Origin of the sequence: Dactylosporangium sp. NPDC051541, assembly GCF_044454505.1 — a bacterium.
Lineage (GTDB): Bacteria > Actinomycetota > Actinomycetes > Mycobacteriales > Micromonosporaceae > Dactylosporangium.
Window position 1 is genome coordinate 517,925 of record NZ_JBITDU010000005.1, and the last position, 24,936, is coordinate 542,860.

General features: G+C 73.7%; 20 protein-coding genes. 11 read left to right on the forward strand and 9 right to left on the reverse strand.

All coding sequences use genetic code 11. The annotated features are described in order from the left end of the window. Positions 1-10 precede the first annotated feature (10 nt). The 5 genes from ACIA8L_RS26130 to ACIA8L_RS26150 are packed head-to-tail and all read left to right on the forward strand — an operon-like array spanning position 11 to position 4,314. The gene (locus tag ACIA8L_RS26130) at positions 11-1,033 is read left to right on the forward strand and encodes an ABC transporter substrate-binding protein (RefSeq protein WP_395908932.1); all 1,023 of its coding nucleotides are present in this window, start codon (positions 11-13) and stop codon (positions 1,031-1,033) included. 2 nt (positions 1,034-1,035) lie between these two features. Next, a complete protein-coding gene (locus ACIA8L_RS26135) occupies positions 1,036-1,839 on the forward strand; it encodes a class I SAM-dependent methyltransferase (RefSeq protein WP_395908933.1) in 804 nt (267 codons plus the stop codon). After that, entirely contained in the window at positions 1,832-2,608 is a 777-nt protein-coding gene (locus tag ACIA8L_RS26140) for an ABC transporter permease (protein WP_395908934.1), read from the forward strand. The genes ACIA8L_RS26135 and ACIA8L_RS26140 overlap by 8 nt, the downstream gene beginning before the upstream one ends. A gap of 46 nt (positions 2,609-2,654) precedes the next feature. Then, positions 2,655-3,446, forward strand: coding sequence for an ABC transporter ATP-binding protein (locus ACIA8L_RS26145; RefSeq protein ID WP_395908935.1), 792 nt, complete (start codon positions 2,655-2,657; stop codon positions 3,444-3,446). A 52-nt stretch (positions 3,447-3,498) separates the two neighbouring features. After that, a complete protein-coding gene (locus ACIA8L_RS26150; protein WP_395908936.1) occupies positions 3,499-4,314 on the forward strand; it encodes a class I SAM-dependent methyltransferase in 816 nt (271 codons plus the stop codon). A 16-nt stretch (positions 4,315-4,330) separates the two neighbouring features. Here ACIA8L_RS26150 and ACIA8L_RS26155 read toward each other — a convergent pair whose 3' ends face one another. From ACIA8L_RS26155 to ACIA8L_RS26195, 9 genes are all read right to left on the reverse strand, one after another. After that, positions 4,331-4,549 (reverse strand): hypothetical protein, encoded by a 219-nt coding sequence (locus tag ACIA8L_RS26155; protein ID WP_395908937.1) that lies wholly within the window; start codon positions 4,547-4,549, stop codon positions 4,331-4,333. 101 nt (positions 4,550-4,650) lie between these two features. Continuing rightward, positions 4,651-5,664 carry a hypothetical protein gene (locus tag ACIA8L_RS26160; protein WP_395908938.1) on the reverse strand — a complete coding sequence of 338 codons (1,014 nt, stop codon included), beginning with the start codon at positions 5,662-5,664 and terminating at the stop codon, positions 4,651-4,653. A gap of 361 nt (positions 5,665-6,025) precedes the next feature. Then, positions 6,026-6,253: a hypothetical protein gene (locus tag ACIA8L_RS26165; protein ID WP_395908939.1), complete on the reverse strand. Its 228-nt coding sequence runs from the start codon at positions 6,251-6,253 to the stop codon at positions 6,026-6,028. Between the two features lie 74 nt (positions 6,254-6,327). After that, the gene (locus tag ACIA8L_RS26170; RefSeq protein ID WP_395908940.1) at positions 6,328-8,901 is read right to left on the reverse strand and encodes a caspase family protein; all 2,574 of its coding nucleotides are present in this window, start codon (positions 8,899-8,901) and stop codon (positions 6,328-6,330) included. Between the two features lie 29 nt (positions 8,902-8,930). Beyond that, positions 8,931-11,909: an AAA family ATPase gene (locus tag ACIA8L_RS26175; protein WP_395908941.1), complete on the reverse strand. Its 2,979-nt coding sequence runs from the start codon at positions 11,907-11,909 to the stop codon at positions 8,931-8,933. A 122-nt stretch (positions 11,910-12,031) separates the two neighbouring features. Then, a complete protein-coding gene (locus ACIA8L_RS26180; protein ID WP_395908942.1) occupies positions 12,032-14,041 on the reverse strand; it encodes a hypothetical protein in 2,010 nt (669 codons plus the stop codon). A 9-nt stretch (positions 14,042-14,050) separates the two neighbouring features. Continuing rightward, positions 14,051-16,615: a CHAT domain-containing protein gene (locus ACIA8L_RS26185; protein WP_395908943.1), complete on the reverse strand. Its 2,565-nt coding sequence runs from the start codon at positions 16,613-16,615 to the stop codon at positions 14,051-14,053. A 135-nt stretch (positions 16,616-16,750) separates the two neighbouring features. Next, a complete protein-coding gene (locus ACIA8L_RS26190) occupies positions 16,751-17,434 on the reverse strand; it encodes a VWA domain-containing protein (protein WP_395908944.1) in 684 nt (227 codons plus the stop codon). A gap of 92 nt (positions 17,435-17,526) precedes the next feature. Then, on the reverse strand, positions 17,527-18,525 hold the full coding sequence (locus ACIA8L_RS26195) for a hypothetical protein (protein WP_395908945.1): 999 nt from the start codon (positions 18,523-18,525) through the stop codon (positions 17,527-17,529). Positions 18,526-18,914: 389 nt separating this feature from the next. Here ACIA8L_RS26195 and ACIA8L_RS26200 point away from each other — a divergent pair, with 389 nt between their 5' ends. The 6 genes from ACIA8L_RS26200 to ACIA8L_RS26225 all read left to right on the forward strand — a co-directional run bounded on the left by ACIA8L_RS26200 (position 18,915) and on the right by ACIA8L_RS26225 (position 24,903). Continuing rightward, positions 18,915-19,115, forward strand: coding sequence for a hypothetical protein (locus ACIA8L_RS26200; RefSeq protein ID WP_395908946.1), 201 nt, complete (start codon positions 18,915-18,917; stop codon positions 19,113-19,115). Between the two features lie 10 nt (positions 19,116-19,125). Next, the gene (locus tag ACIA8L_RS26205; protein ID WP_395908947.1) at positions 19,126-20,424 is read left to right on the forward strand and encodes a condensation domain-containing protein; all 1,299 of its coding nucleotides are present in this window, start codon (positions 19,126-19,128) and stop codon (positions 20,422-20,424) included. Positions 20,425-20,510: 86 nt separating this feature from the next. Next, entirely contained in the window at positions 20,511-20,963 is a 453-nt protein-coding gene (locus tag ACIA8L_RS26210; RefSeq protein WP_395908948.1) for a hypothetical protein, read from the forward strand. A 385-nt stretch (positions 20,964-21,348) separates the two neighbouring features. Then, the gene (locus tag ACIA8L_RS26215; protein ID WP_395908949.1) at positions 21,349-22,809 is read left to right on the forward strand and encodes an APC family permease; all 1,461 of its coding nucleotides are present in this window, start codon (positions 21,349-21,351) and stop codon (positions 22,807-22,809) included. Beyond that, the gene (locus tag ACIA8L_RS26220; protein WP_395908950.1) at positions 22,802-23,704 is read left to right on the forward strand and encodes a hypothetical protein; all 903 of its coding nucleotides are present in this window, start codon (positions 22,802-22,804) and stop codon (positions 23,702-23,704) included. Before ACIA8L_RS26215 ends, ACIA8L_RS26220 begins: the two co-directional genes overlap by 8 nt. Then, positions 23,701-24,903 carry a pyridoxal-dependent decarboxylase gene (locus tag ACIA8L_RS26225; RefSeq protein ID WP_395908951.1) on the forward strand — a complete coding sequence of 401 codons (1,203 nt, stop codon included), beginning with the start codon at positions 23,701-23,703 and terminating at the stop codon, positions 24,901-24,903. Before ACIA8L_RS26220 ends, ACIA8L_RS26225 begins: the two co-directional genes overlap by 4 nt. The last annotated feature ends 33 nt before the right edge of the window (positions 24,904-24,936 follow it).

A 24,936-nucleotide genomic window follows, 5' to 3' on the forward strand; every position in this document is an offset into this window, starting at 1 on the left:
GGGTCAGACCGTGAAGCGCTATCGCGCATTGCTCGCCTCGGCACTCGCCGTGGTCCTGATCGGCGTGGCGGGGTGCTCGTCGGACACGAAGGACAACAGCACGACGCCGGCCGCCGAGAACAAGGCGCCGGACAAGGTCACCTACCTGACGGCGTTCGGCGCGGTCGGCCGCGACGCGTTCGCCTGGGTGGCGCAGGAGAAGGGGTACTTCAAGGAGGCCGGCCTCGACGTCGACATCCAGCTCGGCGCGGCCACCGGCGAGAACCTCAAGGGCCTCGCGTCCGGCAAGGCCCAGTTCGCCAACCTCGACCTCATCGGCGCGTGGATCCTCGCGGGCAAGGGCGAGTACAAGGACTTCCGGGCCATCGCCGCGATCCACCAGCAGACGCTCGTGTCGATCGTCGCGCTCGAGGGCGGCGGCATCACCGCGCCGAAGGACCTGGAGGGCAAGAAGCTCGGCGCCGCCACCGGCTCGGTGAACCAGCTGCTGTTCCCCGGCTACGCCAAGCTGGCCGGCATCGACGCCACCAAGATCCAGTGGGTCAACGCCCAGCCCGCCCAGCTGCCCGCGCTGCTGGCCGGCGGCCAGGTCCAGGCGCTGAGCACGTTCCTCATCGGCTCCAAGGGCATCGAGAAGGCGGCCGGCGGCAAGAAGGCCGTCGTGCTGCCCTACAGCAAGTTCCTGGGCGACCTCTACGGCAACGGCATCATCACCACCGCGAAGATCGCCAAGGAGAACCCGGACCTGGCCAAGCGGTTCCGCGACGCCTCCCTCAAGGCGCTCAAGTACACGATCGAGCACCCGGACGAGGCCGCCCAGATCCTCAAGAAGGCGCAGCCGGCCGCCGACATCACGGCCGCCGTCGGCGAGATCACGCTGATGACCCCGTACGTCACCTCCGGCAGCGCGATCGGCGCCATGGACCAGGAGCGCGTCGCCCGGGCCATCGCCACCCTCCAGGCCTCCGAGCTCATCCCGGCCGGCCTGACCCCGGACTCCATCGTCGACTTCGCGATCACCCCGAAGGCCTGAGCGTGACCACCGAACTCGAACCCTCCCGGTACTCCTTCAACAACGACGACCCCGAGAGCGTCGGCCGGCACAGCCACCTGTCGGGGATCCTCGACGAGTTCACGTTCGCCCGGCTCGGCTCCCTCGGCGACCTGACCGGGAAGCGCTGCCTGGAAGTGGGTGCGGGCGGCGGCAGCGTCGCCCGCCGGCTCGCGGAGCTGACCGGGCCGACCGGCGACGTCCTCGCGACCGACCTCAACGTCCGGCACATCCCGCCGGACGCCGGATTTCGCGTCCACCAGCACGACCTGGTGACGGAGCCGGTGCCGGACGGGCCGTGGGACCTCATCCACGCGCGGCTGGTGCTGCTGCACATCCCGCAGCGCGAGGCCGTCCTCGCCCGGCTCGCGGCCGCCCTGGCCCCGGGCGGGGCGCTGTTCATCGAGGACTGGGCGACCGAGTTCGGCAACCTCTGCCTCGCCGCGCCCGACGACGAGACGGCGGAGCTGATCGAGCAGTACCGCGACACGCTGGTCAACACCGTCCTGCCCGGCCGGGGCAACGACCCGACCTGGGCCGCCCGGGTGCACCGCACCATGCTCGCCAACGGGCTGGTCGACGTCGACACCGAGATCAGCGCGGGCTCCTGGCCGGGCGGCTCGCCCGGCGCGGTGCTCCTGGCCGTCAACGTGGCCCAACTGCGGGACGAGTTCATCGCGGCCGGGTTCACCGAGGGGCACATCGAGCGGCTCTACGCGGCCGTGCAGGACCCGCGCCTGGTGGTGCGCAGCCACTTCACCTACTCCACCATCGGCCGCCATGCCTGACGAGCGCGGCGCGCCCCGCTGGACCGCGGTGGCCCTGCCCCTCGCCGGGGTGGTGGCCGCCGTGGGCCTGTGGTGGGGCGTGACCGCGCTCTTCGACATCCGGTCGTTCTTCCTGCCGTCACCCCCGGACGTCGTCGAGGCGTTCCGGGCGCAGCCCGAGTATCTGCTCAAGGAGGCCTGGGCGACGCTGGCGATGACGGGCCTGGGCTTCCTGATCGCGCTCGTCGCCGGCCTGCTCATCGCGGTGCTGCTGACCGCGTCCCGGGCGATCGAGCGGGCCACGCTGCCGCTGCTCGTCGCGCTCAACTCGATCCCGAAGGTGGCGCTCGCGCCGCTGCTGATCGTCTGGCTCGGCTACGGCCCCGGCCCGAAGCTCGTCATGGTCGTGCTGATCAGCTTCTTCCCGATCGTCGTGGCCGCGGCCGCCGGGCTGTCGTCCACCCCGGCCGACCTGGGCGAGCTGGCCACCTCCCTGTCGGCGTCGTGGTGGCAGGCCTATCTGAAGGTCCGCCTGCCCTGGGCGCTGCCGCAGGTCTTCGTGGGGCTCAAGCTCGGCATCTCGCTGGCCGTCATCGGGGCCGTGGTCGCGGAGATCAGCAGCCCCAACGGCGGGCTCGGCTCGGTCGTCGTGCTGTCCGGCGCCTCGCTGGACACCCCGCTCGCGTTCGCCGCCATCACCTTGCTGGCGACCCTGAGCATCGTGCTGTTCTACCTCGTCGTGGGCCTGGAGCGGCTGCTGCTGCCGTGGGCGCGCGCGATCACCGCATAGGTCTGGTTCGGGTGGGTCTGTTGCGCAGTATCGGGGGGAGTACACCATGATCGAATTTTCCGGGGCCTCCCGGACGTTCCGCACGCGCTCCGGCGACGTCGAGGCGCTGCGGTCGATCGACCTGACCATCGCGGCCGGTGAGTTCCTGGCCGTCATCGGCCGCTCCGGCTGCGGCAAGTCGACCCTGCTGCGCCTGGTGGCCGGGCTGCTGCGCCCGACCGCGGGCGAGGTCGCCGTCGGCGGCCGGCCGGTCACCGGCCCCCGGCCGGACGTCGCGCTGATGTTCCAGCGCCCGGCCCTGCTGCCGTGGCGCTCGGTGCTGGCCAACGTGCTGCTGCCGCTGGAGATCCGCGGCCGCGTCCACCCGCCGGACCGCGACCGGGCCCGCACCCTGCTCGACGCCGTCGGCCTGGCCGGTTTCCACCGCCGCCACCCGCACGAGCTGTCCGGCGGCATGCAGCAGCGGGTCGCCCTGTGCCGGGCCCTCATCCAGCGCCCGAGCGTCCTGCTCATGGACGAGCCGTTCTCGGCCCTCGACGCCCTGACCCGCGAGGAGCTGGCCGGGCAGCTCCAGCAGGTCCACATGGAGATGCGCCCGACGACCGTCTTCGTCACCCACTCCATCCCGGAGGCCGTGCTGCTCGCCGACCGCGTCGCGGTGCTCAGCCACCGCCCGGGCCGGGTGCAGCGCATCATCACCGTCGACATCCCGCGCCCGCGCTCGTTCGGCCACAACGCCCACCTGACCGACGTCGCCGCCCACGTGGCCGAGCTGACCGACCTCCTGCACGCCACCGACGCCCCGGCCCCGCTGCACATCCCCGGCTCGCCCCGCTGAACATCCGATCAACCGAGTGTGTCGATCTCGCCGGCGGTGCCACGCTGAGGCGGTGGACCCGGCCTATGCCCTGGCGCGCACGCGGGACGAGTACGACCGCCTCGCCCGCCAGGCGCTGTTCCTGCGCGGCCTGACCGAACGCCTCCTGCGGGCCGCGAGCCTGGCGCGGGGCATGCGGGTGCTCGACTTCGGCAGCGGCAGCGGCGACGTCGCCCTGCTCGCCGCCGAGCTGGTCGGCCCCGAAGGCGAAGTGGTCGGCGTCGACGTCGACGGCGACGCGCTGCACGTCGCCCGGGGCCGGGCCGAGGCGCTCGGACTGGGCAACGTGCGCTTCGTCGAAGGCGACGAGCGCAGCGCCGAGCTCGGCGAAGGGTTCGACGCCGCGGTCGGAAGACTGGTCCTGATGTACCGCGCGGACCCGGCCGACACCCTGCGCCGGATCGTGGACCGGGTCCGGCTGGGCGGCCTGATCGTCTTCCAGGAGCTCGACCTCGACCCGGCCGTCGCCAGCCGCTCGCTGCCGGAGACGTCCCTGTGGAACGAGACCGGCCGGACGGTGATCGAGACCTTCCGCCGCGCCGGGACGCAGGTGCGGATGGGGCGCCAGCTGTTCGGCGCGTTCCTCGCGGCCGGCCTGCCACCGCCGATCATGCGCGACGAGGCGGTCACCGGCGGCGGGCCGGCCTTCGGCGGATACACCTGGCTCGCCGAGGTCGCCCGGGCCCTCGCGCCGCTGACCGTCAAGCTCGGCGTGGCCGAGGCGCTTGACGTCGACACCCTCGCCGAGCGGATCCGGGCCGACGCGGTCGCCCGCGAGGCCGTCGTCTGGACCCCGTCGTTCGTGGGCGCGTTCGCCGTCAAGCCGTAGCCCCGGCGACGGCCCGTCACCGGCCTGAGCGCCGGCGCCGGTTCGCCCGGTGGGGCACCTGATGGCGGTCGGGGCGGGCCAGCCGGGCGCCGACCACGCGCAGCCGGCGCACCCGGGCCGCCAGGTCGGCCGCGACCTCGTCCGGTCCGGCGCCGCGGGCGATCGCCGCTGAGCAGGCGGCGCGCAGTTCTCGCAGCAACAGTTCCTTCAGCTCGGCCAAACGCTGCGGCTCCACCGGCCACCCCCCACGATTCGACGCTGTTTGCGGCACCCTCCTTGCTGACGGACCGGATGGTGATCAAAGCGGTCCGTCAGCAAGGCGTCGTGGGCGGTCCTTCAGTCGGCGAGGCCGAGGTGCTCCAGGGCCATCGCGACCACCCGGTCGACCGTGGCCGCGTCGGCGACCAGCTCCGCGGCCTGGGTGGTGAGGGAGCCGGTGCCGGGGATCAGGTCGAGCTCGTCGGCCCCCGTCTGGTCGCCGAAGACCAGCGTCATCACCTCGGTCACGACCGCGCGCGGGTCCTCGCCCCGGCGCAGGCGCCGGCGCAGCGCGTCGATCGCGAGCGCGGCCAGGTCGAGTAGGTAGGACTCGTCGATGTCGTGCCGCTCGACCAGTGGCAGCGGGCGTTCCGGGCGCCCCGGGGTGTCCCGCAGCGCGGCCGGCACCGCCCGCACCGGCGCCTGTTTGCGCCCGAGCGGGCGTTCGACGTAGTCGCAGTACCATCCGGGCCGTTTGCGCATCACGCTCAGCACCGTCTCGATCTCCTGCCGCACGGTCCGCTCGTCCGAGCGGTGGTCGCCGGTCTCCCGGGCCCGCCGCTCGACCCACGCGTCGATCGGCCACAGGTCGGTGCCGGCCGTCGCGGCCACGCCGACCCAGGTCAGCAGCTCGTGGGCGAGGATTGTCAGCCACGCGTCGCCGGCCAGGCCCTTGATCACCCACTGCGGCACCCGGACCTTCTGCAGCCCGCCCCGGTCGCCCCGGCGGCGGCGGTGGGCGTCCACGGTCGCCGCGTTGAGCCGGCCGACCATCCACCCCTCCAGGTTGGCCACCGGGACGCGGGCCTTGCGGAACAGATCGAAGAGGACCGCTTCGACGTCGTCGTGGTGGCGATCCCGGCACTCCGGCTCGAGCCGGTCGATCGAGCCCGCGCAGACGAGGTGGCCGCGCTTGATCTCGACCCGCCGCGTGATGCGCTGGAAGACGATCGGCCCGACGATCGGGAAGGCCGCCCGGTGCAGCTGGCGGCGCACGGCCGGCGGCGCCGCCTCGTAGTAGTCGGCGAGCCGCCCCGAACTGGCCAGCTCGCGCAGCAGACAGTCGCCGTAACTGATGTTGTGGACGTGCACGGCGTGCTCCTTCGGCATGCCGGTCCGCCCCGCCGGGGGAAGGTGTTTCGGGCAGCGTGCATCAGCGCACCTTCTGGCCGGTGCGCGCAACGCTGAGCAATTGGTGGCCGGGAATTCCGCGAGGGCCGGCGGGGCCTAACCGGGAATCGCTGTGATGGCGATGAGGTTAGGGAGATTCCGGGCCGCATTCGTCGGGAAGAACTACCCAGGCCGGACCGAGCCGAGAAGGCTATCAATTCCGGCAAATCGGACAGGCGCCGGTACCGGGCTGGGTAGTGGGCAACCGGCCCTGCGGGGGTGGGACAACGACGGCCCGGGCTCGCAGGATGCCCGGGCCGCCGCCTGCGTCAGGGAAGCAGGATCAGGAGTACTCGCTGGGCCGCGGGTCGCCGCCGTTGTCGATGACGGCGGTCGCCACGACCTTGCCGTTGAAGAAGACCTTGACCGGCTGGCCGGCGTCGTTGAGCAGGTCCAGGTCGGCCACGGTGCCGTTGGCCAACGCGTCCTGGACCTTCTTCGCGACCTCGAACGCGTCCTCGTCGGCGATGCCCCAGTGCGAGTCCCCGACGATAAGCTGCTTGCCGCTCACGGCTGTCTCCCTTCGGTGGGGGTCATGTCCTTACGCGTGTTCCTGACGGACAGCCGGCCCGGGTCCGGCCGGCTTCAGGACACGTCGGTGACGCTGAAGGCGAATGAGACGTCCTGCGCGTGCCGGAAGTGCGGCACGGGCCCGATCCCGAAGTCCTCGTGGGCCAGCAGCGACGTGCGGTAGAGCCCGATGCTGGTCCCGGTCACGCCCAGGAGCAGCTTGTAGGCCACGTTGCCGATGACGGTGGCCGCACCGAGCGCACCCACCGCCAGCGCGGCGTGCGGCGCGGTGAGGGCGAGACTGGCCAGCTGTACCCCCGCCACCTGCACATCGTGGCTGGTGAACTCCTGGCGCAGCATGTCGCTCAGTGCGAGGCTGCCGGAGGTGTCCCGGGTGACCCAGACCGCCAGGTCGAGGAAGTCGGTGGCCGGGCCGTGATACATGAGCAGTTGGTCCAGCGGCAGCCGATCCCCGTCGCGGACGTTGGGGAACCGTTCCGTGCGCACGTGGTACACCGGCTCGTCGGGCTTGTCGCCGCCGGTCAGCACCAGCGCGTCGAGGCGCACGTCGGCCCCGAACAGCGCCTTGTTCTTGTGCACCACCAGGTCGTCGATGCGCACGGCGACCCGCCGGGACCGCTGCGCCGGCCCGCGCGGCACGAACATCCGCACCGACGGCTCGGGCCGGTCGTCGACCAGGAAGCCACCGGCCTCGGGCGCCGGCGGCCGGGCCGGGCTGAGCGTGAAGTCGATGCCGCGCACGGCGTAGCGGATGCTCGGCGGCCGGTTGCGCAGGTCCCGGGTCTCGCCGGTCCCGAGCTGCGTGAGCATCTGCTCGAGGCTCGAGCCGCCGGACGGCACCAGCTGCTTCTTGGCCTCGCGCATCGGCAGCTGCTCCAGCATCGACACGTCGAGCGGCTCGGCCGTGATGATGGCCAGGATCAGCTCCGGGCGGGCGGCGTCGGTGTCCAGGCCGACGGGCCAGTCCGGGGCCACGCCCGGCACCGAGTTGTCGAAGGCGTCGCGGCCGAAGATGTACTCCCGGTGCGGGCCGATCCGCATGCCGCCGGTGTCGGACGAGGTCAGCAGGGTGATCCGGGCGGTGAGCCCGATGTCGACGAGGGAGACGTAGACCTTCTCGTCGGTGTCGTTGCGCACCCGCACGTAGACCTTCTCGCCCACGTACACCACGCTGCCCGAGGGCTCGGCCGGCACCATCTGCCCGTCGACGACCCGGCCCCACTCGACGGTGACCCGGTCGAACCCTTCGCGGACGGCCTCGCTGTCGCCGAGGGTCCGCAGCGCGGTGGCCTTCGCCAGCCGCTGCAGGTTGTCGGCGACGTCCAGGATGCCGGCCTCGGTGGCGACGTACCACGGGTGCAGCCGCCCGATCCGGTCGTGCACAGCGATCCGGCCCTCCGCGTCCGCGCGCACCTCGACCGTGGTCTCCTCCCCCGGTGCGGCCACCCGCACCAGAGCCTTGTACTCGACGGCCCGGCGCAGGTCGGCGGCGAACGACCCCGCGTCCGGCAGCCGCACCGGGAGCTCCGGGGCCAGCGACCGGGTCCGGTGCGCCCGCACGCCCTCCGGCAGGCCGGTGTCGTTCGACAGCCGGGCCGGTTCGACGCGCCCGGCGACCGGCCGCAGCGTCGCCATCGCCGTCATCGGCCCGAGCGCGGTGACCTCGGCGTCGGCCAGCTTCGTCGCGTCGTCGGCCCGCTCCGCGCCGGCCGGCATGATCGCGAACTCGTCGCCGACCTGGACGTTGAGCAGCGCCGCGCCGCGCAGCTCGATCTCGTCCCGCCCGCGCGGCACCACCGGCAGCGAGGCGAGCGCGCCGAGCTCCTCGGTGGTGAACAGCAGCCGCCCGGAGGGCCCCTCCACGGCCGGCCACTGGGCCGCGACAAGCGTGGTCACCCGCCGCCGGACCACCTCGGCCACGGTCGACCAGGTGACCGGCAACGCGCCCACCTCGTCGAGGGCGAGCACCAGCGACTCCGTCATGACGCCGGTGCGGACGCTCTTCGCGTTGGTGTACTCGTAGGCCGACTGCTGCGGCTCGCACGCCATCAGACGCACGGCCTCGCGGTTGCCCTCCAGGTCGCGGGCGATCTTGCGCAGGCCGCGCCGCTCCAGCCCGGCGAGGTGCTCCCCGATCGCGTCGTAGTGCGTCGAGTGCAGCAGGGCGCGCGGCCGCAGGTCCAGATCGCGGGTCATGTGCGCGGAGTGGCAGCAGTCGAAGGCGACCGCGACGTTTCCGGTCCGGCGGGTCAGCTCGGCCAGCTTGACCGACAGCTCGATCGAGGTGATCCCGCGGAAGTCGCCGTCCTTGGTCTCCTCGAAGTCGCTCGGCACGATGAACTGCCGCTCCGGCAGTGTCAGTCCGTCCGGCCCGTCCGGGTCGTCGACCGGCGGCCGGACCAGGCCGCCGTGGCCGCTGTAGTAGACGAAGCACACGTCGTCCGGCCCGGCCCCGTCGATCAGGCGGTCGTAGGCGGCGATGATGCCGTCCCGGGTGGCCTGGGGGCCGGTGCACGTGACCGTCGTGAACCGCTGCCGCTCCAGCGCACCGGCCATCGACTGCACGTCGAAGTCGACACCGGTGAGTCCGCTGGTCTGCGCGCCGATGAGCAATGCCGTCCGCCGCACGATGTTCCCCTCTGCAGTAGCCGCCGTGGCTAGTCGTCGAGATAACCGCGCTGCCGCGCGATCCTTACGGCATCCTGACGGTCCGCGGCGCCGTCGATCTTGGTGATGGCGTCGCTCACGTGTCGGTTGACGGTCTTGACCGAGAGGCCCAGCTCCAGCGCGATCTTGCGGTCGCTCAGCGGGCGCTCGACGAGCAGCAGCACCTCGCGCTGCCGCGGGGTGAGCGGGTTGGGCGGGCGCGCGGGCGCGGCCGCCTGGCCGGTGGGGGCCGTGGTGGCCTCCGGGTCGCGCGGGCGCGGGTCGAACCCGGCGGCCTTCGCGAGCTCCTCCAGCCGGGCCACCAGCGGCCGGGCGCGGAGGTCGTCGGCGGTGGCGAGGGCCTGCCGGCAGTACCCCCGGACCGTCCTTCGGTCTTGTTTCTGCCAGGCCGTGAGGGCGGCCCGCCAGCGGGCGTAGGTGGCCGGGTAGGGGCGGCCGAACTCGTCCCAGGCGGCGGCGACGGCGGCCCAGAGCTCGGGGGTGGCGATCCCGGCGGCCCGGTCCCGCTCGGCCTCGCACCAGGCCATGAGGGCCCGGACCTCGGGCAGCGCGCGGGCGACCGGCGTGGCCTCGGCCTCGGCCCGGCGCAGCAGCTCGGCCGCGTGCCCGCGGGCCGGCTCCCGGGAGCCCGGACTGCCGGGGCGGAACCCGGCGTCGCTCTCGTCCGCGCGGGCGCGCAGGCCGGCCGCGTAGAGCTGCAGCCGCACGGCCGGGTTCTGCGCGCCTTCCAGGGCCGCGAGACCTTCGTCGACGCGGGCGAGCACCTCGGTGGCGGGTCGGCGCTCCCAGTAGGCCAGCTCGGCCGCGCAGACCGCGCGCAGCCCGCCGAAGCGGGGCGAGGCCTGGCCGCCGATCTCGCCGAGGGTGGCCCGGGCCGCGTCGAACTGGCCCCGGGCGACCTGGATGTCGGCGAGGGTCAGGCGCAGGAACAGGGTCTCACTGACGGGCCGGTCGGCCAGCTCCTCGACGATGATGTCGAGGGCCTCGTCCCACTGGCCCAGCAGCACCAGGGTCGCGGCCGCGTTGTTGGCCAGCACGGCGCCCTGCTTGGCCCGGTCGAGCCGCAGCCGCTTGGCGTGGTTGCGGCCCTCGATGGCGATGTCGACCGACTCCCGCAGCCGGCCCGCGATCTCCAGGGCGACGCCGAGGTTGGCGTAGCCGCGGAACAGGTGCTCGAGGTGCTCGATGGCCTGGGCGATCCGGATCGACTCCCGCAGCCGCTCGACGCCCTCCTCCGGCTCGCCCAGCAGGGCCAGGGCGAGCCCGGCGATGCCCAGCGCCCGGCTCTCCGTGGCCCGGTCGTCGGCCTCGGCCGCCATCGCCCGGGCCGTGTCGGCCAGGTCGCGCGCCTCGGTGCAGCGGTCGTCGTGCAGCGCGGCGGTCGCCTGCCCGTTGCGGACCCGGGCCATGACCGTCCCGCCGGGGCGGCCCTCCATCAGCGCGGCCGCCCGCTCGTAGGCCTCGGCCGAGCCCGGATAGTCGCCCGCCTCCCACCGGTAGCTGCCGAGCCGCTCCCACAGCTCCGCGCCCGGCTCCGCGGTGAGCGCCGCCTCGATGAGGGTGACCGCGTAGGCGACCGCACCGGCCCAGCGGGCGGCGTCCGCGGCGTCGGTCAGCAGCCGGGTCCACTCGACACCCGGCCGGTCCCGCTCCGCCACCTTCGGCCAGAGTTCCACGGCCCGGCGGTACAGCAGCAGCGCCTCGTGATACGCCCGCGCGTCGACCGCCGCCTCGGCCGCGTCGATCGCGGCCGCCAGGGCCTCCCGCTTCCGCCCGGCCTGATACCAGTGGTAGGCCAGCGCGGCCTTCGCGGTCAGGCCGGCGACCTGGCCGAGGTCGTTGTCGGCGCTGATCGCCTCGGCCATCCGGGCGTGCAGCAGGGCCCGCTCCAGCGGCAGGATCCGGTCCTCGTAGACGGCCTCGCGCAGCAGCGCGTGCCAGAACACGTAGCTGCCGTCGGCCCGGTCCACGACCAGTGCGTGCCCGTCGACGCACTCGCGCAGCGCCTCCAGCAGCCGCTGCGGTGGCAGCCCGCTGGTGGCCATCAGCAGCGGCCCGCCGATGCGCTGCCCGGCCGCGGCCGCGACCCGCATCAGCTGCTGGGCGTCCGGCGACAGCTCCTGATAGCGGGACAGGACGATCGCGCGGAGCCGTTCCGGCACCGAGGCCGCCCCCGGGGCCGCCGTCGCGCCGGTGCGCAGCAGCTCGGCCGCGAACAGCGGATTGCCCTGGGAGAGCTGGAAGTATTGGTCCACCTCCGAGCGCGACGGCACCGCCGGACCGGCCGCGGTCAGGAAGGCGCGCAGCTCGTCGCGGCTGAACCGGCCCAGCTCGATCGGCGTCGTGGAGAGCCCGAACTGCGGCTCCGCCAGCAGCGTGGCCAGCCGCGCGTTGCCGTGCCGGTCGTTGGTGCGGTGGCTGCACACCAGCAGCAGCCGCTCGGCCGACTTCGCCTGCGTCAGGAACGCCACCAGGTCCAATGTCGACGGATCGGCCCAGTGCACGTCCTCGAAGATCAGCACCACCGGCGCCTGCTCACCGACCTGCTCCAGCAGCCGCATCACCGCCCCGAACACCTGCAGCTGCGACCCGCCCGGCGCGGTCGCCCCGACGGCCGGCTGCTCCCCGGTGAAGTCCGCGATCAGCCCGGACAGCGCGGTGTAGGCCGACCCGCCGAGACTCAGCGCCTCGGCCCCGCCGGCCCGGGCCCGCCGCAGCGCGTCCACGAGCGGCGCGTACGGGACCGCGCCCCCGGCCAGGTCCATGCAGCGGCCGACGAGCACGAAGGCGCCGTACCGCTCCCCCCGCGCCACCTCCACGAACCGCCGCAGCAGCCGGCTCTTGCCCACGCCCGCCTCGCCGCCGAGCATGACGGTCGCGGGCCGGTTGGCGACCGCATCGGCCAGGCTCGCCTCGAGCTGCGCCAACTCGGAGTCCCGGCCGACAAAGATCTGGCTGGGTCCCGTCATGGGGCCATCCTTTCGCGGCTTCCGGCACCTGTCATCCTGCGCGCGGCCGGGCCCACCCTCGGTCATCGCCACCTTCGCACCGAACGGACGAGCCATTCCGGCTGCCCGTCGGGGACAAGCGTTCAGATTCCGCGGTACTCGAAATCGTCGAGATATTCCGAAGCGTCCCCGGCGGCGAGGGTGGCCGCGTGGTGATCGGGCAGGCCCGGCACCGGCTTCGGGTCGGCCGCGCACACGTGGGCCCGCACCGCCCGGACCGCCTCGGCCGGCGCGAGCCCGTCGTCGACCAGTCGCAGGTGCAGCAGGAACAGCAGCGCCGTGGCGACCGGGGCCGGGACCGGGCGGCGCCACCCGACGACGCCGGTGAATCCGGCCGCCAGCAGCGCGTCGGCGACGGCCGGGAACCCCTCCAGCGGCGGCAGGATGGCCAGGCCGCCGCTCGGTGCGCCGGTCAGGGTGGTCAGGTCCAGCTCCGTCGGCCCGGCCAGCCGCAGCACCCCCGGTGGCGCGATCCCGCAGCCGAGGAACAGCATCGACGCGCCGAGGTGGGCCCGCACCTCGTCGGCGGTACCCGGGCCGTCGACGTACTCCACCGTGTGCCCGAGCCCGATCGAGCGCGGATAGAGCAGCCGCCGCAGCAGCATCGTCTCGACGCTCGCCCACTCCAGGCCGCCCCGCTCCCCGCGCGGGTCGGCGACGAACACGGCGTCGCCGGTCACCGGCCGCGGCGCCCGCGCGGCCAGGCGCACCAGCTGCGCGAGCGAGGCCACGGTGGAGACCACGCGGTCGCCGCCCCAGCCGGCCGCGTCGTCGCCCACCACGACGATCCGCTCCGGCAGCTCGGCCGGCGCCGCGGCCACCCCGCCGGTCGCCGCGTCCACGACCAGCACGCGCCCGCCGAGCGGCAGCACCAGTGCCCCGGCCCCGATCGTCCGCAGCGCCGCGGCCACCGGCGCGACCGCACCGGCCGCGAGCTGCGGGCGTCCGAGCCGCGCGGCCAGCTCCAGCGCCAGCTCCACGTCGCCGTCCGGCACCGCCCCGGCCGCCGCCAGCGCCTCCGCCGCCGCTTCGGTGTCCTGGGCCGCGCCGCCCCACTCGTCGTCCTCGGCCGCGACCGCGCGCAGGTGCAGGACGAGCGCCAGCCGCACCCGATCGGCGCCGGTGCCGCCGCCGTGCACGACCGTGGTGGCCAGGGCGACCAGGTCGTCGAGGTCCGGTGGCCCGGCCGAGTCCAGCGCCGCGCGGGCGCCACCGGCCCGGTCGAGCCGCGCGGCCAGGTCCCGGCGGGCGCCGTCGACGTCCACTGCCACCGGGGCCGGGCGCGGCTTGGGGACGAACTCCGGCGCCGGTACCGCCCCCGTCATGACGGTCGTCGGGCGGTCCAGCGGGTCGCGGCGGGCGAGGTCGTCGGCGTCGAAGATGTTGGGCACGGACGGCATGAACGGCACCCCGCCGGCGCCCGCGGCCTGCTGCTGGAGGCCCTGCATGCGCTCCACGGCAGCCATCATCCGGCCGAGGTCGAAGCCGCCGGGGCCGCCGCCGAAGCCGCCCATCAGGGTCTGCACCGCCTCGGCCGCGGTCAGCATCGCCTCCGCCACCTTGATGAGCTCGGCGTTGCGCACGGGCGCGTCGAGGATCGCGCGGAAGCAGGCGACCGCGCGGTCGGCGTCGGCGGCCGTGGCCGGCGGCCGGCCGGTGAGCATCGCCTGCATGACGGCCTCGCCCTGCATGGAGTCCATCGCGCGGCGCATGTACAGCTGGCCGAGGTACACCCGGGAGAAGTTGTGCAGGACTGCCGGCAGCGTCGGGAACGACAGGGTCTCCTCCAGCAGGAAGATGCCCCGCTCGCGATCCTGGACCGCACCGGCGTGGGCCACGTGCCGCACCGCGTAGAGGCCGCCGAGCATGCCGGCGACGTTGCCGCGCAGGACGTCGGCCGGGTCCAGGTACTGGTACGCCTCGTCCAGCACGTCCACCGCCTCGTGCAGCGACGGCAGCGCGGCCGGCGAGCCGGGCCCCTTGCGCCAGTAGTCGTCGGCGAGCAGCCGGCCCAGCTCCATCAGCGGGCGCGTCCGGGCCGCCCCTTCGAGGCCGCGCAGGTCGTCCCGCAGCGCGTCCATCGCGTCGGTCATGATCGCTCCTCACTGTCCCCAGTGGACAAAGCCGGCCCAGGCGGCCACCTTCGGCAGGTGGGCCGGGTCCAGCACCCGGCGCAGCGGAGCCGGCATCTCGGGCGGCCATTCGCGACCCGGATCGACCATCCACAGCTGGGCCGCCCGCAGCGCCGCCCGCGGCGGAAGCCCGCCGACCACCCGGTACCGGTGGAACATGAACATCAGCGCGGACGTGGCCAGGTCGGGGATCGGCCACCGGGTCGACAGCACGGTGCGGGCCCCGCCGGCCAGGAACGCGGTGCCCAGGCTGTAGGCCTCGTCGTAGCCGAACATCGACTGCCCGGTCCGGCAGGCGGCCAGCACCACCAGGCCGACGGCCCGCGCGGGGGCGGCCGCCATCAGGCCGGCGAGCTCCTCCGCGGCCAGCCGCTCCCCGCCGGCCAGCAGCAGGTAGGACGTGGCCGCGCCCGGGTCGGACCGGATCAGGCCGTGGCAGGCCAGGTGCAGCATCGCCCCGGCGGCCGGCCCGGTGTCGGTCAACCACGATCGGACCTGCCCGGCGGTACCCGTCCCGCCCGCGTTGGCCTTCAGATCGGGCCGGCGCCCCAGGTATCGCCCGGCCCGGAAGAACGTCTGTTGCACGGCGAACGCCTCCAGCCGCGCCGCCGGCAGGTCAATGCCGTGCCCTTCGGTGTCGGGGTCGCCGACGACCAGCCCGACCGGTGACGGCGGGACGGGCGCGAGCCCGGCCGAGTGGCACAGCATCCGCGCGGACGCGGCCTGGGAGAACTCGGCCAGCTCGACCGCGTAGGTGCCGTCGCTCGGTCGCCGGGCGGCCGGCCAGGGAATCAGGGCCAGCTCGCCCACCGGCACGAGGACGACGCGCGGGAGCGTCCGGTCCACCCCGACGCCGGTGAGACCCCGCTCCAGCAGCGGCCCGATCGCGGCCCGCCAGGCCCAGTCGCACAGCCGGCTCACCCCGCCGACCAGCCGGTCGGTGTCGGTGGGGGCCAGGTCCCGGTCGGTCAGGCCGCGGACGCGCAGCGCGGCCAGGTCGGCCTCCACCGCCAGGCCGGAGCCGAGCATGAGGCTGGGCAGCGGCATGATGCCGGACTCGCCCGCGGCGGTGGTGATGATGGCGTGGCCGGGGTGGGGTGCGGCACCGGGCAGCAGGTACACCAGGGCGTCCAGATCGAGGGCGAGCAGCGCGTCGCGGATCTCGGCCGGCTTCGGCGGGTCGAGCAGCCCACCGGCCGCGTCGTGCTCGCCGAGCGCGGCCAGCACCTCCCGCCGCAGGCCCGCCGGCACCCGCTCGGGCCCCAGGGCCGCCGCCGCCCGCCACCGCCGGGCGAGGTCGGACAGCCCGGCCGCGGCCAGGCGGGCGCTGACGTCCGCGGTGGCGGTCGCGGCGTAGAGCGCGAGCCCCCGGCCGGCGTCGAGGGCCTGGATGGTGTCGTCGGGGTCGCCTTCGGCGATGCACAGCCGGGCCACGTCGACGGCGTTCGTGGCGGCGTCCCGGGCGGCGGTGTTGCGGGCCGGCAGGTCCGACTGCACCAGCACCTGCCAGGTGTGCGCCCGCAGCCCTTCGAGGGCCTGCTTGCGCGAGCTCTCGGCACCGAGCCGCTGCCGGGTGTGCGCGAGCATCTCGTTGAGCTCGGGCCAGAGCTGGTGCTGCGGCCCGCCCGCGGCCACGAGGGCCTGCTGGACGAGCTCCTCGACCTCGCGCAGGTCGGCCAGGGAGTTGGTCAGCTCACTGCGCCGCAGCAGCCCCAGCGCGAGCGAGAACAGGAAGAACGCCCGCTGCCCGGGTCCGGCCCCCGACACCGCGAGGGCCTGCCGGAACTCCTCGATCCCGAGGTCGATCCGGCCCAGGTCGGTCTCGGCCCCACCGTCGAACAACCGCCCACCGGCCGCGGCGTGCACCAGGGCCGGGTCAGACCCACCGGCCGGACTCTGCGGCCCGCCCGGTCCGGGCTCACCGATGAGCGAGGTCATCTGCTCGACCAGCTCCCGGAGGTGATGCCCTTCCGGCAGCGCATCGGCCGCCGCCCGCAGCTCGGCCAGGGGCCCGAAGAAGTCCTCCCCCCGCTGCTGAGCCGCCGCCACCTCGGCCGCCTTGCCCAGCACCACCCCGATGGCCTCGGCCGCCGTGTTCCCGGCCGCCCCCGCCCGCATCTTCGCGATGGTGGCGGGCAGATCCCGGATCGCGGCGATGTCACCCCCGGCCATGGCCTGCTGCGTCTCCAGCCCGGCCCGAGCCATGGCGAACAGCTGCTCCGCCCCGGGCTGCCCGTCCGCCTCGACCCGCAGTTCGTCCAGCCGCCGCAGCGCCCAGCCCAGATCCGTGACCCGATGCTCGGCCACCGCCGACATGAGCGCCATGGCCCGGGCACAGCCCCGCACCCGCACCCACTCCGGCGTCTCCGGCACCCGCCCCGCCGTCATCTCCAGCAACTCGTCGAGGTGCCGGATCCGAGCCGTCATCCGCCCCGGCTCCGCCCCCATGATGAACCCGACCAGCGCCGCCGCCCGCAACCCCCGCTCGGGCCGCTCAACCGCCATCCGCCGCAGCTCGACAACCGCAGCGGCCACATCCTCGTCGCTACGCCCAAACCCGCGCGCATCACTCACATCAATCCTTGACGGACCGCTCCCGCCGCCCCGGGTGCCGCCCCCTCGTCGGCGCCCGGGCGCGAAGTCGTCTGGTGCGAAGTCGTCGGGCGGGGGTCAGACCGTCAAGGGCGGCAGTTGGGTGAAGTGGTCGGGCGGGGTTTCCAGGTGGAGGGCGCCGCCCGCGCGGGTGGCGTCGCGGAAGCCGGCCGAGGTGGTGGCGATGGTGCCGGTCAGGGCGGTCATGATGGCGCGGACCTGGGTGGCCGGGTCGGCGTCCTTGGCGCGGAAGGCGAACTTCGTCGCGATCTGGCGCAGGGCGTCGTCCTGGGCGGCGTTGAAGCCGAAGCTCACCACCTCCGGGCGAAACCGCCAGTGCGGGTCGCGCAGCTGCTGCAGCGCCGGGCCCCAGTCCTCGCGGGCCTGGTGGGCGCCGTCGCTCATGAAGAAGACCACCGGGCGGTACACCGGGGTCCCCTTCGGCAGGGCGCCGAGCCCGGCCTCGATGGCGGTGCGCACGCCGCGCAGCCCGGCGGCGAAGTTGGTGCCGCCCTCGATGAGCACCTCGGGGATCTCGGTGTGGGCGAGGTCGGACAGCGGGATCACCGTGCGGGCCTCGTCGGAGAAGGTGACCAGGGCGATGCGGACGGTCTCGCCGACGGTCGGCGCGGACTGCAGTTCCCGCCGCATCTCGGGCAGTGCCTTGTTGAGCGCCTCGATCGGCGCACCGGCCATGGAGACGCTGACGTCGACGAGCAAAAACACCGGAAAGATCGTGATCAGTTCGGATGGTTCCCGCATAGTTCCTCCTGGCGTTCCTTCGCCGTCACAGGGCGGATGCGGCAGCACCCGCCGAGCTGTCACTGACGGATCGGAAACAGCCAGGAGGAAACTCAGAGGTCGGCGAGGATCGTCAGGACGGCGGCCGTGATGCGGTCGCGGGCCGCGCGGTCGCGCATCATCCGGGAGACGTGCTCGCCGCCGAGGTCCGCGTCCAACGGCAGCCGATCGATCGACGGGCGGCCGCCGCTGCCGAAGACGAGCTCGACGACGTCGGCCACGGCGGCCGGGGCGTCCTCGCCGGAGCGCAGCCGGGCCTGGATCGCGGTCATCGCCTCATGGGCCAGATCCCGCAGGTGTACTTCATCCCGCTCCCCGGCCCCGACGAGGTCGAGGGCGCGCTCGGCCGTCCCGTCGACGGTCTCGGGCTCGAACCACGGGACGGGTGCGCGTTTGTGGCCGAGCGGGCCTTCGACGTACCGCTCGTACCACGCGGGCCGGGTCCGCATCGCCCGCAGCACCGTGTCGATGTCGCGGTGGACGTCGGCGACCGCGCCCCAGTCGCCGGTCATGAGCGCGCGCTCCTCGGCCCAGGTCGCGGTGGGCCAGACCTCGGCGCCGGCGGTCGACGGGTGGCCGGCCCACACGAGGATCTGCACGGCCAGGTGCACCAGCCACCGGTCGGCGCCGATCGCGGCGACCAGCCACTTCGGCGGCCGCGGGCGTTGCAGGGCGCCGATGGCGCCGCGGCGGCGCCGGTGGCCGTCGACGGTGGCCGAGGTGAGCAGGCCGCCGATCCAGGCGTCGAGGTCGGCGATCGGCTCGACGGCCCGGCGCACCACGTCGTGCACCACCGCTTCGACGTCGTCCTGAAACCGGTCGAGGCAGTCGGCGGTGAGGTGGCGGACGGAGATCGCGCAGCCGTTGTGGCCGCGGCGCTTCTCCAGCCCGCGGGTCAGGCCGCTGTAGACGACCGGGAACGCGACGCTGTAGGTGCCGCCGACGAGCCGGTGCCGTTCCTGCGAGTCGGCGTTCGCGACGCTCACGGCGAGCTCGCCGTGCCGGGCCAGTCGGCGGATCTCGTCGGCCGTGGCCACCCCGGATCGAGGCATGGCGAATCCCTTCGACACGCGGTCGGAGTTGGTGGGTATTGCCTGGTGAATGGCGAGCCCAGTCTGGCATTCCGCCTTTTCAGAATGCACGGGCCGTTTCGGTGCATGCGCGCACAGTCAGCCGGGCCGGTTTCATCCTTCCGGACGGTGAGCGCACCGATACGGGCCAGTGCCGCCCCCGATTCTCCGGATCGGTCGTTGGCGAACGAACGACCCCGTCCGGGACCGCTCCCAGATCCGGTGCAGGCCACACCGGTTCCGGCAATGGCGTCGGCGGCGGTCGATGACCGAAAGGCCGGGCGCGCGAGCCGTTCGTGCACAACTCGATCAGCGGGCGGGATGGCGCGCGGGACGTGCCCACGCCGCCGGGGATCTGCCAGCATGAGTGCATGGCCTCCCACGCTGCGGACCCGCCGGACGACCGGCTCGCCAAACTGCTGCACCGCGAGCTGCGCACCGCGCGGTCCGACGCGATCGAGGGCGGAGCCGACCCGGACGAGATAACGGCCGACCTGACGGAGCGCATTCAACGCCTCCGCGAGCTCAACAACGCGAAGGTGGAAACCGACCGTGGGAGCGCGCCCACGTAGACTCCCGTGAATGGCGGAGTCGATCGTGGTGTCGTTTCAAGGACCTGGCAGCGGTACCGCCGCTCTGTCCTGGGGCCAGCGCGAGCTCTGGGGCGGCATGGTGCGCCAGCAGACCTGGATGCCGATGGGCATCGTCCTGCCCCTGCCGCCCGGCCGCACGCTCGACGACGTGGCGGCCGAGCTGCGGTTCATCATGGAACGCTTCCCGTCGATGCGGACCCGCCTGCGCCGGCGGGAGGGCCGTCCGCCGCTGCAGGTCCTCGCGGCCGAAGGGGCGGTCGAGCTCGAGGTCGTCGACGCCGGCGCCGAGGAGCCCGAGGCCGTGGCGGCGCGGGTCAGCCGGCGGCTGCACGACACCCCGTTCGACTTCGAACGCGACTGGCCCGTCCGGACCGCGGTGATCCGTCGCGACGGCGTCCTCACGCACCAGGTCACCGTCGTGTGCCACCTGGTGAACGACGGCTTCGGGGGCCTCGTGCTGGCCGGCGAGGTCGCGAAGTGGCACGCGGGCGAGGCACTGCCCGAGCCGACCGCGATGTCGCCGCTGGAGCAGGCCGAGTGGCAGGCGTCGGACGCGGGGCGGCGGCAGTCGGCGGCGGCGCTGCGGTATTGGGAGAAGGTCCTGCGGGCCATCGACCCGCAGCGCTTCCCGGGGCCGGTCGACGCCCGCACGCCCCGGCACTGGCAGGCCCGGTTCCGGTCGCGGGCGCTGCACCTGGCCGCGGAGGAGATCGCTCGCCGGACCGGGGCCGACCGTTCGACAGTACTGCTGACGGCTTTCGCGGTTGCTCTGGCCGAGACGACCGGCATCCATCCCGTGGTCGTGCGGGTGGTGGTGAACAACCGGTTCCGGCGGGCGCTCGCGGAGTCGGTGAGCCCGGTCAGCCAGCCCGCCCTGTGCGTCCTCGACGTCGCGGACCGGCCGTTCGCCGAGGCCGTCCAACTCACGGGGCAGCGCACGCTCGTGGCGTACAAACACGCGTATTTCGACCCTGACGACCTGGACGCGCTCATCGCCCGGGTCGGTGCGGAGCGCGGTGCGCCGATCGACATAGCGTGCTACTTCAATGACCGGCGGGCGCCGAGCGTGGACGCCGAGCCGGGTAACTTTCAGGCCGCCGCGGGCGAGTCGACGTTCGCCTGGATCGCCCGCCAGGACCGGCCCAACGAGCGCCTGTTCCTGACCATCGAGGCCGACCCGCACACCGTTGACCTGGATATCTGCGGCGACACCGGGCACATCCCGCCGGCGATGCTGGAGGCCGTCGTGCGCGGTATGGAAGCGGTCACGGTCAGCGAGGTCGCGTAACCCCTGATCCCGGCACGGCTCGCGTCCGTACATCAGGGCAAGCCACCACGCCTCACGCCGAAACCGACGCCGAGGAGGTGCCGCGCGTGGTCAGGTTCAGGCGACACCGCGAGGAGGACCGGGAAGCCGCCGATCCTCCCCGGCCCGTGCGCGACCAGTTCGTCACCCGCGAGACCGCCGCCGGCGTGTTCAGCCGGCCGCCGTCGACGAACCGGCCGGTACCACCACTACCACCGCCGGCCGCACCGCCGGTGGCACCGCCGCCCCGGCCGGCGGCACCGCGCCTGTCACTGCGCCCGCTGCGCACCCCCGCGCCCGCCGTCACCCGGATCCGGGTCGAGGCGATGCCCGTCGACGGCTTCGAGTTCGAGACCGCCGAGCCGTGGCAGTACGACCAGTACGAAGAGCCCGAGCCCGCTCCCGAGCCGCCCCCGCTGCCACCGCCGCCGCCCCGCCGCCCGGTGTTCGCGCCGCTCGCGCCGAAGCCACCGCAGCCGCCGCCGGTCGAGCCCGGCACGCTCAACTGGCTGGACGAGTAGCGACCCTCGCGGAGACGGTTCGAGACCCCTGATTATTCAGCTGGATCTTGGGCATGTTCCCGTCGGACGGACTCCTTTGATCGACGTTCGTACCGGTTTTCCGATCGGATCGCCGACTCGACAAAGGATCTCCACTTGGCGAACATCGAGGTCGACAGATGGTGATCATGGCGGCGCGCAATGTGAAATTCCCCTCGGTTCAGCTAGGTATCCGGTTCGAGATCCACACCGATAGACTGCGCAGCGACATTTATCACATTGACTGCCGTGGTCGGATGCTTTTCGGCCCCCAGCCTGGAACTGGAGAACGCGCCGCGATGCGTCCTTCCGCAACATCCGCGCCCACGTATGCCCAGGTCAAGACCACTGTGGACGGAGGTCCTCGGTGACGACGCAGGGCCTCACCCGCCGCAAGATGAGCGGCGGCGGCGTCTGGCTTTTCCAGGTCGGCGCGAGCTCCCCGATGGCCGTCCTGGCCGGCGGTATCGTCGCGACCTACGCCGCGACCGGACTCACCGCGACGCCGCTGACCTTCCCGCTGCTGGGCGGCCTGCTCGGGCTGCTCGCGGTCGGATATGTGGCCATGTCCCGCACGGTGCCGCACGCCGCCCCGGCCTACGCGCTGCTCGCGCACGCCTTCGGGCCCGTCGCCGGCCTCACCGGCGGCGCGCTCGCCCTGGTCTTCTACTCCGCGATCCAGATGAGCCTGTACGGCCTGATCGGTGTCACGATCGCCGGCCTGGTCGGCGGCCCCTGGCTGCTGTGGTCGGCGCTCATCTGGCTCATCGTGTCGGTCTGCGGGCTGCTGCACGTCTCGCTGTCGGCGTTCGTCGTGGGCTCCGTGCTCTGCGTCGAGCTCGCCGTCATCGCGCTGTTCGACATCGCGAGCTTCACGCACCCGTTCGGCGGCTCCATCACCACCGCGCCGATCAGCGTCAGCGGCCTCTGGGCGCCCGGCATCGGTGGCGCGTTCGCGCTGGGCATCGCCGCCTTCATCGGCTTCGACACCGCCCCGGCCTACTCCGAAGAGGTCCGCACCAGCCGCAGCATCGGCCGCTCGACCCTGGCCGCCGTGCTGTTCATGGCGCTGTTCTACGGCTTCTCGGCCTGGGCCCTCGCGGTCGCCGTCGGCGACCAGAAGATCGCCGCGACCGCCGCCGACCCGGACGCCGGCCTGCCGTTCGGGCTCTTCGACCAGTGGTACGGCAGCGGCCTGAGCCTCCTCGCGACCCTCCTGCTGGTCACCAGCGTCACCGTGGCGATGCTCTCGTTCCACAACACGATCGCGCGGTATCTCTTCGCCATGGCCCGCGAGGGCGTCCTGCCCGCCTGGCTGGCCCGTACCGGCACCAGCGGCCGGGCCCAGGGCGCGCCGACCGGCGGCTCGATCGTGCAGAGCATCTCCGCGCTGGTCGTCGTCGGCCTGTTCGCCGCGGCCGGGGCCGACCCGATCGGCGTCATCTTCACCTGGTTCTCCGCCGCCGGCGCCGTCGGCATCCTGGTCATGCTGGTGCTCATCTCGGCCGGCGCGATCCGCTTCTACCGCCGCGGCGGCGGCAGCACCGAGGGCCTGTTCACCACGACCGTGCTCCCCTCGCTCGGCGTCATCGGCGGCGTCGGCGTCCTCGCCATCATGGTGTCGCACCTGTCGTCGCTGCTGGCGATCGCCGACGACTCCCCGGCGCAGGCCATCATCCCGGCCGCGGTCGTGCTCACCATCGTCGTCGGCGTCGTCTGGGGCTTCACCATGCGGGCCCGGCGGGCATCGGTGCTGGCCGAGGTGGGCAAGGGCCGGCCCGACCCGTTGCGGGTGCTCGACCAGCGCCTCCAGGACCTCGATGTCTGAGCCGCGCGCAACCATGTCGTCGGACTGGAATCCGCAGAGCCCGCAGCCCAACCAGAACCCCCGCGACTCCTCCGGGGTGCCGTGGTGGGCCATCGAGCGCACCAGTGAAGTGCAACCGCCTTCGCAGGGGTACCCGTATGAGGCCGAGCCGCGTATTCCGGGCCCCCGGCACTCACAGCCGCCGGGCCCGGGCCCGAGCGCCTATGAGCCCCCGGCCCCGCCCACGGTGGACATCACGCCCACCTACCGCGGTGCGATCGTGGCCCGGCTGCGCCGCTTCTCGTTCCTGCACGCCCGGCACGCCTGGGAGCGCCGGCGCCGCGACCCGCTCGCCCCGCACGGCATGGCGCTGTTCTACTGCGAACCGTCGGGCCAGCTCTACGACCAGCTGCGGACCGCGACCCGGATCTTCCTCGCCGACGACGAGGCCGCGTCGCTGCCGCACCTGCTCTACGGCCTGGCCCAGCACGCCCGCGAGGGCTTCGCCGGTGACCCGCGGTTCGACCCGCGCACGAACATGTGCAACAAGACCGACGACATGTCCGGCCAGGCCGTGTTCGCCGGCATCGGGGTGGTCACGCTGGACACGCCCTACGGCGACTGGCCGACCGCGCAGCGCACCGCCCGCAGCGAGGCCGACCTGCCGGGGCGCTGCTACGCCCGGCTCATCGACGGCACGATGCTGGTCCTCGACCGCGGCGGCGAACAGCAGTTCAACGCCATGACCGTGGAGTGTTCGGTGCGCGACGGCAACCTGCAGTACGGCACGCCGAGCATGCACTGGCGCTGGAACCCGGCCATCGCCGAGACGCCCGAGTCCGACCCCATGTACCACGTGTGGCGGTGGATGGGCGAGATCGGCCGGATCATCGACCACGGATCGCGGCCCCGATGAACCCCCTCCTGCCGGGCGACCCGACCGTCCTCGGCCGGCTGGACCAGTTACACGCGGACCTGCTCCAGCACCGCGACTACGACCTCGGCTTCCCGGGCGCGACGGACCTGCCCGACATGAGCCCGCTGGCGCCGTTCGAGCGCCTGCTGCTCAACAACGTCGGGCATCCGTTCGCGCCCGGCGGCGCCTACCGGATGCACACCAAGCACCTCGAGTACGAGGTCATCGGGTTCCTGGCCGACCTGTTCGACGCGCCGCTGGACAACCGGCACGGGTACGTCACCACCGGCAGCACCGAGAGCACCCACTGGGCGCTGTGGCAGGCCCGGCGGCAGCTGGCCGCGCCGACCGTCTACTGCTCGGCGGCCGCGCACTACAGCGTGGCCAAGGCGGCCGAGCTGCTGCGCATGCGGGTCCGGGTCATCCCCACCGACGCGGTCGGGGAGATCCGCTACGACCTGCTGCACGCGGCCGTGGTCCGCCACCAGCGGCACCGGCGCGGCACCGGCGTCATCGTCGTGGCCTCGGTCGGTACCACGATGACCGAGGCGATCGACGACGTGGCCCGCATCGGCCGGGCCCTCGACGCCGCCGGGGTCGACGCGGACCAGCGCTGGGTCCACGCCGACGCCGCCCTCGCCGGCGTCCCGCTCGGCCTGGACGACCCGATCGGCCGGCCCGCGTTCACCTTCGCCGACGGCGCCCACAGCATCGCCGTCAGCGGCCACAAGTTCCTGGCGACACCGTTTCCGTGCGGGGTGGTGGTCGCCCTCGCGGACCGCCATACGGACCGGGGCGACATCACGTACACCGCCGCCCCGGACAGCACCATCACCGGCTCCCGCTCGGGCCACGCACCGCTGTGGCTGTGGTACCTGCTGCGCTACTGGGGCCGCCCGGGCCTGCGCATCCGGGCCGAGAACGCCCGCGCCCTGGCCCGCTACCTGGAGCAGCAGCTGCGCGGCATCGGCTGGCCGGCCTGGCGGGCGCAGTCCCGGGCGTTCACCGTCGTCTTCCCGCGGCCGCCGCAGCCGCTGCTGGAACGCTGGCCCCTGGCCACCGATGAGCTCGGCAACGCACACGCGGTACTGATGCCGGGGGTTCCGCGGGAACGCGTCGACCGGTTCGTCACCGATCTGCACAACGCCCTCGGGGTCGCCTCCGGCGTCGGTCTCGTCCCGGACGCCCTGGCCTCCTGAAAAGGGCGGACCGGAGGCCGGCCCGCCCTTCCG